Annotated in this window: 16 protein-coding genes; 9 read left to right on the top strand and 7 right to left on the bottom strand. The window is 51.4% G+C overall.

Translation table 11 applies throughout. The annotated features are described in order from the left end of the window. The first annotated feature begins 7 nt into the window (after positions 1-7). From SPIBUDDY_RS14025 to SPIBUDDY_RS14035, 3 genes are read left to right on the top strand one after another with little or no spacing between them, the layout of a single operon-like run. Entirely contained in the window at positions 8-1243 is a 1236-nt protein-coding gene (locus SPIBUDDY_RS14025) for an ABC transporter permease (protein WP_013608429.1), read from the top strand. Next, positions 1236-1982, top strand: a complete 747-nt coding sequence (locus SPIBUDDY_RS14030; RefSeq protein ID WP_013608430.1) for an outer membrane lipoprotein-sorting protein — start codon at positions 1236-1238, stop codon at positions 1980-1982. The genes SPIBUDDY_RS14025 and SPIBUDDY_RS14030 overlap by 8 nt, the downstream gene beginning before the upstream one ends. After that, the gene (locus SPIBUDDY_RS14035; protein WP_013608431.1) at positions 1976-3049 is read left to right on the top strand and encodes a hypothetical protein; all 1074 of its coding nucleotides are present in this window, start codon (positions 1976-1978) and stop codon (positions 3047-3049) included. The genes SPIBUDDY_RS14030 and SPIBUDDY_RS14035 overlap by 7 nt, the downstream gene beginning before the upstream one ends. On the opposite strand, the gene SPIBUDDY_RS14040 is transcribed toward SPIBUDDY_RS14035, so the two are convergent. Then, positions 3046-3741: an ATP-binding protein gene (locus SPIBUDDY_RS14040; RefSeq protein WP_013608432.1), complete on the bottom strand. Its 696-nt coding sequence runs from the start codon at positions 3739-3741 to the stop codon at positions 3046-3048. The genes SPIBUDDY_RS14035 and SPIBUDDY_RS14040 overlap by 4 nt on opposite strands. Positions 3742-3828: 87 nt before the next feature. Here SPIBUDDY_RS14040 and SPIBUDDY_RS14045 point away from each other — a divergent pair, with 87 nt between their 5' ends. Together SPIBUDDY_RS14045 and SPIBUDDY_RS14050 are read left to right on the top strand one after the other, a co-directional pair. Further along, positions 3829-4491 carry a Crp/Fnr family transcriptional regulator gene (locus SPIBUDDY_RS14045; protein WP_013608433.1) on the top strand — a complete coding sequence of 221 codons (663 nt, stop codon included), beginning with the start codon at positions 3829-3831 and terminating at the stop codon, positions 4489-4491. Then, a complete protein-coding gene (locus SPIBUDDY_RS14050) occupies positions 4492-4887 on the top strand; it encodes a hypothetical protein (RefSeq protein ID WP_041380832.1) in 396 nt (131 codons plus the stop codon). Here the strand turns inward: SPIBUDDY_RS14050 and SPIBUDDY_RS14055 are convergent. Next, on the bottom strand, positions 4849-5340 hold the full coding sequence (locus SPIBUDDY_RS14055; protein WP_013608434.1) for a hypothetical protein: 492 nt from the start codon (positions 5338-5340) through the stop codon (positions 4849-4851). The two genes, SPIBUDDY_RS14050 and SPIBUDDY_RS14055, sit on opposite strands and share 39 nt — an antisense overlap. Positions 5341-5434: 94 nt before the next feature. On the opposite strand from SPIBUDDY_RS14055, the gene SPIBUDDY_RS14060 reads away from it, so the two are divergent. Continuing rightward, on the top strand, positions 5435-6238 hold the full coding sequence (locus SPIBUDDY_RS14060; RefSeq protein WP_041381400.1) for a ZIP family metal transporter: 804 nt from the start codon (positions 5435-5437) through the stop codon (positions 6236-6238). Here the strand turns inward: SPIBUDDY_RS14060 and SPIBUDDY_RS14065 are convergent. Then, positions 6235-7500, bottom strand: coding sequence for a YihY/virulence factor BrkB family protein (locus SPIBUDDY_RS14065; RefSeq protein WP_245523782.1), 1266 nt, complete (start codon positions 7498-7500; stop codon positions 6235-6237). The two genes, SPIBUDDY_RS14060 and SPIBUDDY_RS14065, sit on opposite strands and share 4 nt — an antisense overlap. Next, positions 7479-8405, bottom strand: coding sequence for an alpha/beta hydrolase (locus tag SPIBUDDY_RS14070; protein WP_013608437.1), 927 nt, complete (start codon positions 8403-8405; stop codon positions 7479-7481). The genes SPIBUDDY_RS14065 and SPIBUDDY_RS14070 overlap by 22 nt, the downstream gene beginning before the upstream one ends. A gap of 120 nt (positions 8406-8525) precedes the next feature. Here SPIBUDDY_RS14070 and SPIBUDDY_RS14075 point away from each other — a divergent pair, with 120 nt between their 5' ends. Continuing rightward, entirely contained in the window at positions 8526-9056 is a 531-nt protein-coding gene (locus SPIBUDDY_RS14075; protein ID WP_013608438.1) for a YfcE family phosphodiesterase, read from the top strand. On the opposite strand, the gene SPIBUDDY_RS14080 is transcribed toward SPIBUDDY_RS14075, so the two are convergent. Then, positions 9044-10783, bottom strand: a complete 1740-nt coding sequence (locus SPIBUDDY_RS14080) for an aldehyde ferredoxin oxidoreductase N-terminal domain-containing protein (RefSeq protein ID WP_013608439.1) — start codon at positions 10781-10783, stop codon at positions 9044-9046. The two genes, SPIBUDDY_RS14075 and SPIBUDDY_RS14080, sit on opposite strands and share 13 nt — an antisense overlap. 135 nt (positions 10784-10918) lie before the next feature. On the opposite strand from SPIBUDDY_RS14080, the gene SPIBUDDY_RS14085 reads away from it, so the two are divergent. Together SPIBUDDY_RS14085 and SPIBUDDY_RS14090 are read left to right on the top strand one after the other, a co-directional pair. Then, complete coding sequence (locus SPIBUDDY_RS14085) at positions 10919-12604, top strand: nucleoside kinase (protein ID WP_013608440.1); 1686 nt, start codon at positions 10919-10921, stop codon at positions 12602-12604. A gap of 13 nt (positions 12605-12617) precedes the next feature. After that, positions 12618-14111 (top strand): tagaturonate epimerase family protein, encoded by a 1494-nt coding sequence (locus tag SPIBUDDY_RS14090; RefSeq protein WP_013608441.1) that lies wholly within the window; start codon positions 12618-12620, stop codon positions 14109-14111. 45 nt (positions 14112-14156) lie between these two features. Here the strand turns inward: SPIBUDDY_RS14090 and SPIBUDDY_RS14095 are convergent, their stop codons facing one another. Next, positions 14157-14765 (bottom strand): iron-sulfur cluster assembly scaffold protein, encoded by a 609-nt coding sequence (locus SPIBUDDY_RS14095; RefSeq protein ID WP_013608442.1) that lies wholly within the window; start codon positions 14763-14765, stop codon positions 14157-14159. Continuing rightward, entirely contained in the window at positions 14762-15922 is a 1161-nt protein-coding gene (locus tag SPIBUDDY_RS14100) for a cysteine desulfurase family protein (RefSeq protein ID WP_013608443.1), read from the bottom strand. Before SPIBUDDY_RS14100 ends, SPIBUDDY_RS14095 begins: the two co-directional genes overlap by 4 nt. Between the last annotated feature and the right edge of the window lie 28 nt (positions 15923-15950).

The raw sequence follows: 15950 nt of genomic DNA on the forward strand, positions 1-15950 counted from the left end.
AAGGGCAATGACGACAAAACTACCTGCTCTGGCATTTCGCAATATTTTTCGCAATCTTCGCCGTTCCTCGCTCTCGGCCATTGCCATTGCCGTGTCGGCCATGGCAATCATGGCACTCTTGGCCCTGCTTGAATGCATGGAAGCCGACATGCAGACCAACCTGACCTCCTACTATACCGGTGAGGTAAGGATCCGGCATGAGTCATTTGAGAAATATGAACGGTACAATCCCTTGCATCTCAGCCTTGAAGTCGATGCAGTGCTTCCGCTTGCATCCTCCGTCGAAGGTGTTGAAGCGGCAACCAGCCGCATCAACTTTCCAGCTAATCTCTACCTCAACGGCAAAAACAATGGAGCCCTGGGTGTTGGTGTCGATTTTGCAACTGAAGTTGCATTCATTGACTTTCCTTCCTTGCTCACTGAGGGAAGAATTCCACAAGAGGGGAAAAACGAACTGCTTATCGGGGCCATCCTGGCACATGAACTGCGCCTGAACATCAATGATAAGGTTACAGTCCTTACCTCCACCGCCCTGAGGGGCTCGAATGCCATGACCTTTGAGATCGTCGGGATCGCAAGTTTTCCGGTCGGCGGCTTGAGCTCAAAGACGCTGTACATCCCCTTGGACAGGGCACAGTACCTGTTGCGTATGCCAGGCCAGACTCAGGAGATACTGCTCCAGGTTGCCGAGGGCTTCAAGGAACAGGAGGTAGCGCAAGAGGTGAAGAGCCTCCTTGCAACCTCGCTTGGCTTGGAAACCGAGACCAAGGCCTGGAAGGATTTGAATATGATGTACTCCCTGCTCTCCATGGCCAAGCTAATCTACTATGTCATGGCTGGTGTATTCTTCATTCTGGGCAGTACGGTCATCATCAATACCACCATGATGGTCATTTATGAACGAATGCGTGAAATAGGAACGCTGGGGGCCTTGGGCATGCAAGGCAAGGAACTGACCCGTCTCTTTTTGCTGGAAGGTTCATTCATCAGCATGGCTGGTTCAACAATGGGAACCCTCATCGGTCTGATCATCATAGCCGTCCTGGGCAAAGTCGGATTGAATTTCACCGAAGCAATGAGCGGGGTGGATATGGAGATTTCTTCCATCCTCTATCCTCAGGTCAATTGGTGGATAGCTCTCTTTGTCTGGTTCTACGCTATTCTCATCGCAACGCTTTCGACGCTCATTCCTTCCAGGAGAGCATCAAAAATCCAAATAGTGGAGGCACTCCGTTATGTCTAATCGTACCCGTCTGGTTGCAGTCACCCTTGTGTGTCTGCTCTGTATACCGTTCTCCCTTGCGGCAATCACAGCCGAGGATATCATCCGTACCATGGACGGAATGCAGACCTTCGAGACTTCCTATTCAAATGGTTCCATCAAGACCACCGACCGTTTCGGTGTGAAGGAGAGTACCTTCAAGGCATGGTCGCAGGGCTCCAGTGATTCACTCATCGAATTCACCAGTACCGCAGAGCGGGGGCAGAAAATTCTTAGGACCAAGGGTAGCTTGTATCTCTTCTATCCCGATGCCGAGGAGTTGATCAGATTGCAAGGGGCAGCGCTCAGGCAATCGATGCTCGGCTCAGATATCTCCTACGAAGACATGACCGAAGAGAAAAACACCCTGGATGACTATACGGTCAAGCTTGACGGTAGTGAGTTAGTCAACGGCCGGGACTGCCATGTTCTTACCTTGACGGCAAAAACACGCCAGGTAGCCTACCCGATTCAGAAAATCTGGGTGGATAAGGAAACCTATCTGGTATGGAAAGCTTCCTACTCAACAGCCCAAGGCAGACTGCTCAAAGAGATGCAAGTGCTTGCCACAATCGTAGTGGAAGGGCGAACACTTCCCAAGGAGAGCCGCATTGAGGACAAGATGAAGCGCGACAGCGCGACCATCATGGCCTTGGATACCTTGGAAGTAAATATTCCCTTAGATCGAAAAATCTTTACCTTGGAGAATTTGACATGGTAGGCAGACGTCTTCTACTTATCAGCATTCTCCTAACCGGTATCCTTGTTGGGACCAGTGCTGCACAGAGTCCTGTGGTGGAGATGAATCTTTTAAGTGCATTCACCTACACTCCCTCAACCGAACAATGGGGCAACAGGATGATTCCTGATTTGAAGCTGACCATCAGTTCGGAAAATTCAGGGAATGTACGCGGAGAGATCTCCTTGGGGACTCCTAGTGTCGCTATACCTTCTGTTGACGATTTCATTCGAAAAGCATACCTACGGGCCCGCTTTCCTTCCTTTCGCCTGACTGTCGGAAAGACCCGGCTCAGCTGGGGGGATGGCATGTTGTTCAATGCAGGCGATATCCTGTATGGCAGTTCTTCTGTCTCAGTAAGCCTTACACAGGCGGAATTGAGAAGTGAAACCGACTGGATGGCAAGCGTGAATTATCCATTGGGATTCTTCAGCTTTGCCGAGGCTGTCGTACTTCCCAGTAAGACCGGAAAGGCCGAGGATATAGGCCTTGGTGCACGTTTCTATACCAATGTAGGCGAGACTAAAGTCGAAGGTGGTTACCTGACTAAGGAAGAAACCGGCCGGGTGCACAAGCTCTACGCAAGCCTGCAGGGAAACATAGGGCCTGACTGGTACCTCTCATCCTCAGTCACCATTCCCCAGACCAATCCGAATGCTTCCGATATTCAGGACTCATGGCTGATAAGCACAGGGCTGTTCCACGTGGTGTATTTGCCACAAGACAAGAACCTTTCTCTCAGGTTGGAACTGCTCGCACGGCCTTTCGGCAATTGGAAGTTTGAGAGCCAGAGCGATGCCACCTGTGCACTGCTTTTCTACCCTGAGGTTGTGTACAGCCCCACCAGCTCGCTCTCCTACAGCGTACGAGCCATTGTTTCCCCGCTGGATCTGAGTATCCTGCTTACAGGCGGAGCCTCCTGGTCGGTGTTTGAGGGCTTCAGCCTGATTACAAACATCGCCGCCCCGTTTGGAGAGAGCGGCGATGTATTCAACTGGAATGGTTCAAGTGCAGCAGGACTGACCTTGGGCGTATCCTGGATCTATTAACGCAGGATCTCCCCTTCGGTGGAGATGGTCACCACCGCCAGGGGGATGATTTTGCCGCTGGCAGCGATGGCGCGCTTGACCGCCCCGTCGAGGCCTCCACAGCAGGGAACCTCCATACGTGCCACGGTAATGCTTCTGATATCGTGGTTGGTAAAAATCTGGGTAAGCTTCTGTGCATAGTCTCCTTCATCGAGCTTGGGACAGCCGATGAGTGTGACACGGTTGCGAATGAAGGTATTGTGAAAGTCGCCATGCGCATACGCCGCACAGTCGGCCGCAATAAGCAGGTCACAGTTGTTGAAGAACGCTGCATTGGGGGCGGCAAGCTTGATTTGTACCGGCCACTGCCGCAACTGGCTGGCAGCAGGCGTTGAGGGGGTGCTGGGGCTACTTTCCCTTTGGCTCTCCTTCATGACCTTGATTTGGCTGCCGGGGCAACTGAACACGGGTTTCTGATTCTGCATGAAAGCCTCAACCTCCTCATGGTTGAACGCAGGGGCTTCCCGCTCCTCAAAGCTGATGGCACCGGTAGGACAGACAGGCAGGCAATTGCCCAATCCATCACAGTAGTCTTCGCGTAAAAGAACTGCCTTGCCGTTGACCAGGCCGATGGCACCTTCCTGACAAGCGCTGACACACAGGCCGCAGCCGTTGCACTTCTCTTCCTCTATCGTAATCATCTGTCTGATCATAGTTTCCTCCATTGTCTCAAATCGAGGGGTATGGTAGCATGGGTACAGGTATTGTTATGTTGTTTTTGCAACAAAAAAGGAAATCCTATGGAAATAGTACGCGTTCTGCTGCAATCAGTATTGTTTCAGCAAATCAACGCAGAAAATATTGAGCACCTGCTCACCTGTCTGAAAGCAAGAAAATCTGATTTCCCCAAGGATTACACCATCATCGGTGAAGGCGAGCACACCGAGGAGATGGGAATCATCCTCTGTGGATCGGCGAACATCGTACGCCACGATTTCTGGGGAAACCGAACGGTTGTTGCAAATCTTGGCTCTGCGGACAGCTTTGCCGAGACCGTCGCCTGCACACAACTGCCAAGCGAGGTTTCCGTCATCACGTGCGAACCGGCATCGGTGCTCTTCCTGAATATCCACCAAGTCATCACCACGTGCCAGAAAGGCTGTGTTTTTCATCAGGGGCTCATTGAGAACATGGTCAGGCTGCTATCCCAGAAAAACCTTGAACTGATGAAAAAAATGAACCACATCACCAAGCGGAGCACCCGGGAGAAACTTCTTTCTTATCTCTCCGAAGAGGCAAAGAAACGAAACAATCGGACTTTCACCATTCCCTTCGATCGCCAACAGCTGGCCGATTATCTTTGTGTTGAACGCAGTGCCATGTCCAGCGAGCTCTCAAAAATGCGTACCGAAGGCTTGTTGGAGTATCAAAAAAGTACCTTTACCCTGCACGAGGAGGCTTGAATGAACCGCAAAATATTGTTTTTGGCCCTTTTGGCCGTAATGCTGTTTACATCCTGCACAAGTACCAAACCCAAGAGCCTTGCCCTAGAGGTCGTCAACGCAACGGATAGACCGCTCTTTCAACTCTCTGTCAGTGAGAACGACTTGCTGCAGGCAGGCTACCGCCAAGGCGACTGGGTGCTCATCGAACTGGGAGGAATGCTGATCAAGGCACTGGTCAGTGACCGTGCCATGCATCAGACTACAACCTTGGTAGCAGGCCCAACAAGCTCGTATTTGTACACACCCACCGCAATTGAAAACGGAAGTTCGGGCATTCTCTTCCCCTATGCACGGCAAGAAGAGAAAGCACAATCATCAGTGAGCTTTTCCGGCAACTTCGTCTTCAGCCTGTAGCTGGACGGGCTCTGAGAGAATATCGAACGTATCGCAAACAGTTTCCAACAGAAAAACCCTGATGCTTTGCAGATCCATACCTCCCTCATAGGGGCCGAGGTCCTCACGCACCTGATTGGTGTAGACATATCCACGGAGTTCTGCAAAATTTCCCTTGGTATGGTAGTCCTCCTGCAGTTCACGCAGCGAACACCCCAGCTTGTAGGAAAGCGAACGCAAATCCTCCTGCTCGAGAGATACGGCAAGAATTACCTTCTTTCCGCGTTTGACAATCATTGAGTAGGGGATATTCACCAAATCTTCCCCGCTCTTGCTCGCAGGGTTCTTGAGTATGGTACAGACAAGCGTACCACACTTCCATATCTCATCTGCAAGGATACCATCCTTCTCATCGGGAAACGAATGCCAAATGAGTGCGTCGATTGCAGGTTGGGTTTTCGGGTCTAACAACATAAGAGCCTCCACCCCCACATTAGCCTGAGCAAACACTTCTAGGCAAGAGGTATTGCATCTTGACCGCATGCAGGCCTCTTCGTATTCTAGTGGCATGAGCAGCAATCCAATTTTCCTGGCATTTCTGGCTACTATGGGCACCTGGGCGATGACTGCCTTGGGCGCTTCGTTCGTCTTCTTTTTCAAGACCATCAAAAAGCATGTGATGAACACCCTGCTGGGCTTCGCCAGCGGTATCATGATTGCAGCATCTTTCTGGTCCTTGCTGGCACCGGCAATTGAATTGGCGCAAGGAGGTCCCATTCCCTCCTATGCGGTTGCTTCGATAGGTTTTCTACTTGGCGGACTCTTCCTGTACATCAGCGACCATTTGCTGCCGCATACCCACATCGGCTCCAAGGAAGGCCAGGAGGAAGGAATCCCAACCCACCTTCGCAGATCCATCCTGCTGGTTCTCTCCATCACGTTGCACAACTTCCCTGAAGGTTTGGCAGTCGGTGTTGCCATCGGTTCTGCAGCCCTTACCGGAGGCGACCTCAGTGCAGCACTCGTTGTAGCGATCGGCATCGGACTGCAAAACCTTCCAGAGGGAGCGGCAGTCTCCATCCCACTTCGTCGAGAGGGATTGAGCCGGACCAAGAGCTTCATGTACGGACAGGCTTCAGGTTTGGTGGAGCCCATCGCAGGCGTGCTGGGAGCCCTTCTGGTCACCCGGGTGACCCCCATTCTCCCCTACGCGCTTGCTTTTGCAGCCGGAGCTATGATCTATGTGGTGGTTGAGGAGTTGATTCCTGAAGCCCAAGCTGCTTCAGGCGACCACAAGGGAACCCACTATGCTACCTTGGGAACAATGCTTGGTTTCACTATCATGATGATTCTGGACGTTGCGTTAGGCTAGATTCTCTGAAGCAAGTTTTCTATGGTCAGGGCCCCAAGGCTGGCAATGCCGCGGTCCTGAACCTGCAATGCCACAGCCTCCCCGGCAGTATCGTGCTCCACTTCATCAATCGTCTCAAAGCCATAGAGCCCTGTTACCAAATCCTGCAGCCGCAGGCTTTCCAGCGGTTGTTTGGGAATGAAGCTGGTATGGCTGTTGTTGGTGGAGGTAATGAAGTTCAGTTCAGCCAATAGTGCCAAGAAACCCTGGAGACGATTGAACGGGATGGCAAGCCGGTCGAGCATCTCCCTAACCGAGGTCGCCCCCTTTCCATCCCTGAAATTGCTGCCGATGAGCATCATGATGTTGGTTCCCTCCGAGAGCTGCAGGGCGGGACTCTGCGGCAGGCCGATGAAACTGGCAGCATCGGGACGGAACTGGTGGACGTAGGCAAGCTCGACACTGAAGAATACCGTCGCCCAAAAGACGTAACAGAAGAACAGGAATAAGAAAACTGCAGCAAACGATCCGTAAATGACCGAAAAGTTGGTGGCCATCGCGGTAAGGATGGTGGTGAATTTGCTGAAAATACCGATGAACACCACCCCTGCAAGACTGCCCAGGAATGCGGCATCGAACCTTACTTTCGTATTGGGAACAAAATAGATGAGCAGAAAGAGTATGATGGCGACAATGAGCGAGGGAGCAAGTGTTCTCAGGACACTCGACCACCTGCCGATTGATACTCCCAACAAATCGAGATACCACGATGCCATCACCGACTGCACGCTCACATAAGCTGCCAACAGCAGACTTGCTATAATGAGGAAGGTGACATACCCGGCAAAGCGCTTGAGTGGATTACGGCTGCGCGATGAACGATAAATCCGATTGATCGCCGACCATACCTTATTGATGAGCAGGACCATGGTGATGAGAAAAGAAACCAAACCGACCACCCCCAGGCTTGTTGCGTTGCGGGTATATCGGTCCAGAAGAAGCATCAACTCGCCTCCAGCCTGAGAACCGGCAAGTTCCCCAAGCCATTGTGAAAGAAAGTCGGTCAGGGGTTCAAGAACCCCCAAAGCCTTGAAAAATGTAAACATAAACGTCAAGGCGGGAACAATGGCAAGGAGCGTTGAATACACCAAACCCGAGGCCGCATTGAGAATGTCATCCTTCATCGCCTGTCTGAAGACGATGGAGAAAAACTTACCCAATCGTTTGAGGTTTTGCTGTACGACACTCCACAGCGTCACTGTTATATCCTTCTTCTCATCCAATTGTAGAGGTAATCCTTGGTTGTCAGGCGGTTCGTCTCCTGCAGCAACTCATGCCTTGCGTCCGGGACGAGAAACAAGGTGAGGTCGGTGATATCTCGGTTACGATAGAGTTCGTATACCTTGCGAACGCCCTTTCCGTAATCACCCACCGGGTCCTTTGCCCCGCTGATGAGCAACATCGGCAAGTCAACCGGCAGTTTTTTCACCAAAACCGGATCGTTGGCCATCTGCACCCCGTCAAGCAAGTCCTCAAAGAACTTGGCGGTACATACAAAACCGCACAAGGGGTCTGCAATATAGGCAGCAACTTGCTCCTTGTCCCTGGAGAGCCAATCAAAAGGAGTCTGGGGGTTGGGAATTTTCTTGTTGTAGGAACCGAAGCTCATTTTGTCCAGGAGTGCATCGGGATACTTGGCGCCATGTTTGGATACGTGCGAGCGGGCGATCATTTTCCCTACTTTTCCCAACAGACCCTGTGAAGCACCGGTTCCCATAATAATGACACCATCGAAAAGGTCCGAGTGTTCAACCATCAGCGAACGGGCAAGAAAGGATCCCATGCTATGGCCAAGGAGGAAGAGAGGTTTCTTGGGGAATTCAGCAAGAATTACATTGGTCAGGTCGAAGGCATCTTCAACTACACGCTGCCACCCTTCGCGCTCAGCAAAATACCCCAACGTCTGCCCTTCCTGAAGACCTGTCTGCCCATGGCCCCGATGATCGGGGGCATAGACAGCAATGCCTTTGGAATTGAGATAGGCAGCAAATCGCTGATAGCGCAGACTATGTTCAGCCATCCCATGCAAAATGAGGAGCACTCCGTCAATCTGCCTTTCTTCAGGAACCCAAACGCGATACTGAATTGTTTCCCCATCGCTGCAAACCAGCTCCCTGATACTGGACATAGGCCCCTCCCCGTCTTGTTTATTTTTATATAATTCCCGTATCATGATAGCAATATTGTGCGCACATCACAAGAACCAAATTTCCACTCTAAGGAAAATATTGTAGGAGAATGCAACCTCATGCTTCCCACCCTGATTTTAGCAAGTGACATTCATGGATCAGCTTTTGCATTACACCTGCTGGTCGGGCGTGCCAAGCAGTACCAAGCCGAGAAAATTCTCATAGCCGGAGATCTCTGTCCTCCCGATTCACCTGAATTCAGAACGTTGCTCACACAAGAAGCCGAAACCCTATTGGTTCGGGGAAACTGCGACGGCTCCTACGAGTTCAGCAATGCCAAAATACATCTTCCGCCTTTGGTTCAACGATTGCAGTGGGGGGAGAGAACGCTGGTAATGACGCATGGAGACCGTTTTCCCTCTCCCTACGGCCTGGATATGAAAACCGGCGATATTTTCATCAGTGGGCATACCCATACCCCGCATCTTGCGAGGCAGGAGGATGGGATCATTACGATAAATCCGGGCTCGACCACCTTCCCGAGAACTCCCTTGGGGCCTACTTATGCACTACTATTTGAAGAAGGGATAAGCATCCGCAGCCTTGATGATGACCGACCGCTACCCTCAATGCAATACTACTTCATGTGACGCAAAAGGCTCTGATAGGCATCCAACAATCTGGCAAGGGGAACAATTTGCGACCTTCGGTAGTTGCTTGTTCCGTTGACCAGAAGCTGATCGGGGAGCTTTGCTGTGGAATGCTGCGCGCCGTCGAACAGACTGTTGATGTGCTGCTCCAGCGTCTGTGCCTTTCTCCCGATTTCCATCATCCTTTGTGCGTGGATCTCATAGCCTTCCCCTAACGAGGCAAAGGCCGCTAGACACGTATAGTTTTTGCGTTTGTTTTTCCAGAAAGGGAAGTGAAAAAGTGGATGGGCGAAAGAAGTCAGCAACATCAGGGGACAGAGACCCACACTTTCCATGGCCGAGGATAGTTGTTGGACATACAAAGCCCAGGAAGCAAGAATGCGCTCATTGCCTCGCCGGTAGCGGTTTCCCCACAGCAACTCTCCATATACCAACCGCTCATCCCCAAGTGACGCAAGCAGGGCCTGCACCGGAAGGGCACGGTAATCGAAAGGAGGGAGAGGAAGGTTGTCGACAGCGAAAGCGTGCTCGGCCCCCCCATAGGTACCAACCAACTCATCCATGGTTTTTCCCAACTGCTCCCCATTCCCATGCTGATAAGCCATAGCATCGAGAAGCCTGAGCGAGAGCATGGCACTGGAACGCTGCATATCCGGCAGAAAGCCCAACAAACCATCCATACGGCTCTTGCGTGCCCACGAAAGGACTGCCCCTGCACTGATCGGATCAAGACCATTTTCCAAGCAACGGGTAACCAACTGTTGCACACTGCGGCTATCAAAAAGTTCAAGGTTGGAACCTAAAGCCATAGCACTTTGCAGGTCCATCCCCGATTTCTCTTCTCCGACAGGGCAAAAGAATTCTTCTTCACCCACCTGCTCATCACAGGAGCGCGCGCACAGGCCCCATAAGCGCCCATCGATACGCGTTGAATAATTGTCAATGGCAGCCCAACCATGGTGATTTGCCTTCGAAAGCAGTGCCAATGTGCCTTCCTTGGCCACCGTTCGTCCAATACGGCTCTTGCTCAATGCTTGCATATAGGACTTGTTAAGCAAGCCAAAACGATGGGGATCGTAAGATTCCCTACCGGTTGCAGCTACATCCAAAGTGAAGAATTTTATATTTTTCAGGCCGAAAACCAGTGCAACCCCACCGCATCTGATGTTCTGATTGTTTGCAACAAGCGAGGCATGGGCTACCTGATGCTCGCCCGCCGGCCCGATAGCGACCACATGGTTCGCTCCCGTCTTTTTGGCAACCTCGACAGTGGTCAGGTCATGGAACTCCTCAGCTGCAGCAAAGCTGACACCCCCATCTTGGATTTTGAAGCTCAAAAGCCTTCGGGCACGACCGGTAATGACAATGGCGCTATAGCCTGCACCTGCAATTGCTTTAGCAAGGGATGAGCAGGCACTGCCGACGGCAAGCTTTCCGGTAAGGGGACTCTTGGTGACAATGGTATAGGAGGTGGGACAGGACATCGACAAATCAGAGGCAGAGCCGGGAGCAAAGACTACAGGATTACCGCTTTCATAGTGTCTGGGCCCAAGTTCATCAAAAACGGCAAATCGTCTCCATAGCTCGAGTGCGAGCAACCGCCCGCCAAGATATGCTTTCGCATCATCCTCGGAGAGGGGGATGATTTCAAATGATTCTGATGCAATATCTATATGCAATACCAAGCGTTGCCGATAAGGGAACGCTAATGTACGCTTCTTTTTCATATACAAAGGGTACCTACCTCACTCGTTGCTGTCAATGAAAATTCGGGGATTTGTATTGGAGCACTCAGTATAGCATGAAATTGCAAAAAATGCTTTCCCCTTGCCGCATACAATTCCAACCTGTATTATTTGTCTATGAGAAATATGAATGTGACTATCCAGGGACAACGTATTACCTTGCCGATTGGAGCCACTGTTGAGGATGTCCTGCTTGAGGCCAAGATTGAGGGAACATGCCCCATCCCTGTCTACGAAAACGATCCGATCGTTGGCGCCTTGGTCAATCATGAACTACACTCCTGCTCTCGTTCCTTGGTTTCTGACTGCACCGTAGAGCCGGTACACCTGTTCGGAGATATGGGCAAACGCATCTACCGGCACTCCCTGTGCTATCTCTTGTGTGCCGCAGTATCGATGCTCTATCCCCAGCGCCGTCTGGTAATCGGGCATTCACTGGGCGACGGGTATTATTTCAGCTTTGATGACGAATTGATGCTCAGCGGCAGTGATATTCTTGCAATCGAGCAAGCTATGCGAACGCTGGTCGAACAAAACCTGAGTATCGAGGAGATCACCCTGCCTTATCAGAGTGCCCTCACCTATTTTGAACAGAATCATTTCGATCAAACCGCCGCCCTGCTGTCCACCCGCAATGAACCCAAGGTGAACCTCTACCGCCTCAGCGGGTACTTGGATATCTCCTATGAGCCGTTACTCAACAAAACCGGTCTGATGAAGGTATGGGAACTCAAGCCGTATCAGGAAAAGGGCATGCTGTTGCGCTATCCCCGGTCGCACAACATCAAGTCGCTGGACCCATTCGTGGACAATCCGCTGCTCTTCTCGGTCTTCAAGGAGTACAAGGCGTGGGGGAGCATCCTCGGAATCCAATCACTGGGTCAACTGAACCAGATGGGAAACCAAAACACGATTGAATCGTTCATCCGCCTTGCTGAAGCTCTGCAACAGAAGAAAATCGCCAGCATCGCCGACCAGATCAATTTGCACAGCAGTGTCAAAGCAGTCCTCATCGCAGGGCCTTCTTCCTCCGGCAAGACCACATTTGCCCATAAACTGGGCATCCAATTACAGGTGCTGGGCAAGAATACCATAAAAATTTCATTGGATAGCTATTATCTCCCACCCAGCCAAGCACCCAAGGACGAGTTCAATAAACCCGACCTTGAAGCGCTGGAAGCACTCGATGTTGCAAAATTCCAGGATGACCTTGCCTGCTTGTTCCGAGGGGAAGCAGTGCGGCTTTGCAAGTACGACTTCAAGACCGCCACACGCAGTTATGAACCAGAACCTGTTCAGTTGGATAAACGGACGCTCATCATCATCGAAGGCATCCATGGGATGAACCCGCAATTGACAGCTTCGCTGGAAAGCGATCTTTTGTTCAGAGTCTATATCTCAGCCTTGACTCAGCTGAACCTCGATGACCATAACCGAATCAGCACGACTGACAATCGAATCATCAGGCGCATGATTCGTGACAACCGCACGCGCGGGACCAAAGCAGAAACTACCCTCAACATGTGGCCTTCGGTGCAACGCGGTGAAGACCGTTACATTTTCCCCTATCAGAACAATGCAAATGTGCTGATTAACAGTGCCCTCGATTATGAACTGGGGGTGTTGACCACCTATGCCCAACCACTTCTGAAGATGGTGAAACCGTCGGCCGGGTCAGCCTATGAGACTGCCCGCAGGCTGCTAAGGTTTCTGGAGCATGTGAATCCCATCCCCGACACGCTCGTTCCGCCGGATTCCCTGTTACGGGAATTCATCGGTGGAAGCGAGTTTGACGTCATTTGACAAAGGAGCTCCTATGGAACTATACGATTCCAAACAGATCAATACCCAAGTATTGGAAGCCAGACTGGGCAAGCCGGTCAGGCTGTATGAGAGATCGGTCACCAGCCTCGGAGAGTGCCTCATTGCCCTGATCCGAGCGGGAAGAAACAAATATTTGGTTTGTCAGGGCAGTGGTCCCGTGTTTGAGGAACTGAGTGGTGAGAATTTCCCTCTGTGCAAGATATGCCCGGCAAATCATGCAAACCGCCTCGTTCTCAACAAGTATCTGCCCTACACCATTCCGGTTGCCAATACTGCCAGACGACCCTCTCTTGGTTTGGGTGACCGACTCGGAGAAGCCACAGCCGGTCATATCGAGGCCCTTAAGGGTACCAATGTATTTCCAATCTTCGCACAGCAGTCGATCAGGGAGCTCAACTTCACCAACCGGACATTCGACGATGTCATCGATGCGGCTGCCTATGCTGTATTCCAGGAAGGCTATACTACCGGTTACGGAGCTGACGGTGATCACCTGAAGAAGTGCCCAGACATCGAGAAATCGCTCTCCCAAGGTGCTACGATGATCACCCTTGACTCCTCCGAACAGATTGACAACTCCATTCAGTCCCTGGACGAGGATGCACTGCTCGCACGCTATCAGGCTGTTGAGGAGCAGATACGAGAGCTGTACGAGCGTCTCTATCAGGAACAGCTGCTGACCATCGGCGAATATACGCTCAAACTTGACCGCAAGCACTTGATGCAGGATGTACTGACGTACCACAAAGCTTTGGATTTTATCCAACTCGTGTATGAAACGTACATTAGCACATCACCAAAACCGGTTGATTTTGAAATCTCCATCGATGAGACCGACACTCCGACCGATCCCAAAAGCCACTTGTTCATCGCCTTGGAGTTGAAACGAAGACACGTGACGATTGCTACGCTTGCACCCCGTTTTATCGGCGAATTCCAGAAAGGAATCGACTACATCGGAGACCTAAGCCTCTTCTCTGAGAATCTTGAGCAGCATGCTGTTATCGCGCGTCATTTTGGTTATCGGCTCAGCATTCACTCAGGCAGTGATAAGTTCAGCATTTTCCCCATCCTGGCAAAGACGATCAAGGGAAGCTTTCATGTCAAGACTGCGGGAACAAACTGGCTTGAAGCGGTGCGCCTGGTCTCACAGAAGGACCCTTCGCTCTATCGCAGGATGCACAACCATGCATTGAAGCGGTTCGCCGATGCAAAAAAATTCTACCATGTGTCTACCAAACTCGATGCCATCAGGGACCTGGATGAGGTACAAGACAACGAGCTTTGGCACTACCTTGAGGATGACAATGCACGCCAGCTTCTGCATATCACCTACGGCTACCTGCTGCTCGATGAGAATGAGTTGGGTGGAAAGCTGATCGGTGATGAGTTGTTTGACTTGCTGGTGCGAGAGGAAGAGGGCTATCGAGCCCTGCTCGCCAAGCACATCGCCAAGCATCTCGCACTGTTGGGATTCTCCCGGTAAGACAGAAAAGGCGGCCTTCCGGCCGCCTTTCTTCTCAACTCTCAATCAGACGTTGTAGATATGCTTGAACTCATCAAAGAGTTCGCTGACCGCCTGCTTGCACTTTCCGCAGACTGTCCCGTACTCGGTAATTTCCTGCAGCTGCTCAAGCGTCTTGGCCTGTCCGGTCTTCACCAAGTCCTCAATTTGGACATCGGTAACACTCTTGCATTCACAAATAACCTTGGCTACATGTTTCTTGAAGGGATTCTCCCTGCCCTGCTTCTCCAAATAGTCGTCGATTGCGGCACGCAGTGCCTTGTCTCCAAGAACCGAGCAGTGGAACTTGTGTTCGGGAAGGCCTCCCAATGCTTCGGTGATCATGGCAGGGGTGAGGTGATACGCTTCATCAAGCGTAAGACCCAGGGCCATTTCACTCATCATCGACGTGCTGGCAATAGCCGAAGCACATCCATAGGTAAGCCATCTCAGGTCCGCAATCTTGTCATCCTTGACTTTGATCATGACTTGCATCTGGTCGCCGCAGGCCAAGGAACCAACATCGCCGATTCCATCAGCTTCGAATTGCTCATTCTCCTTGAGCGTATTCCTTGGATTCATAAAATGGTCTTTCACCACCGGGGTGTAGACCCATTGACTCATAAAATTGGTCATCGTGTTGACATCTCCCTTAAACGCTTGATGATCGGCGGCAGCTTCTCAAGGACATATGCTACGTCCTCTTCGGTATTGTATCGGCCGAAACTGAACCGGATGGAGCCGTGGGCAAGCTCTATATCCACCCCGGAGGCCAGCAGTACATAACTGGGCTCAAGCGACCCGCTTGCACAGGCACTCCCGGTGGAAACCATTATTCCTTCCATATCGAGATAGAGCAGAATGGACTCCCCTTCTGCATGGGGGAACGAGACGTCGAGGGTGCCGGGCAGACAATGCTCTTGGTTGCCGTTGACGACCACATTGCTGATGCGTTCGAGAATGCCGACTCTGAGCATTTCCCGGAGTTTCCAAAGTTTTTCGCATTCGGACGGCTGGTCACGCAAGGCGATTTTAGCAGCCACTCCCAACCCTACGATGGAAGCTGTGTTGTACGTTCCAGCACGCTTTCCACCTTCCTGGTGGCCTCCATGAACCAAGGGAGCATAGGGCGCTTTGGTCTTGACAACCAATGCTCCAATACCCTTCGGGCCATAGAACTTGTGTGCCGAGAGGCTGAGATAGTCCACTCCCAGCTCTTTCATTGAAACGGGAATCTTGCCGATGGCCTGGGTTGCATCGGTATGCACATAGGCACCCACCTGATGTGCAAGCTCCGTTATCTCACCAACCGGTTGGATGGTACCGGTTTCGTTGTTGCCAAGCATCACCGAAACCAGGGCGACATCATCACCTAGAAGATTTTTCATTGCCTCCATATCAACGAGTCCGGTACTGTCAACCGGGCATTCGTCGACCTTGCAGCCGAGTTGTTTCATATACTTGACTGTCTCAATGATTGAGGGATGCTCAATGGTGGTGGTGATAATTCGATTACGCTTCGAGCCAAGGTCGATGCGTTCCTTGAAAATATTAAAGACGGTATTGTTTGCCTCGCTTGCACCACTGGTGAAGACAATCCACGAAGGCTCGGCATCGATGAGGGAGGCAAGGGCCTCTCTACTCTCTTCGATGGCAAGCGCTGCCTGGCGTCCGGCCATGTGCATGCTGGAAGCATTCCCGTAAAGCATATTGGCTTGATGCACTGCTGCAATGACATCTTCATGCATCGCTGTAGTAGCATTGTTATCCAAATAGATACTGTGCTGTTCCATACTAAAACCTCATATACAACCATAGTGA

The organism is Sphaerochaeta globosa str. Buddy (assembly GCF_000190435.1).
In the GTDB taxonomy this organism is placed as follows: Bacteria; Spirochaetota; Spirochaetia; order Sphaerochaetales; family Sphaerochaetaceae; genus Sphaerochaeta; species Sphaerochaeta globosa.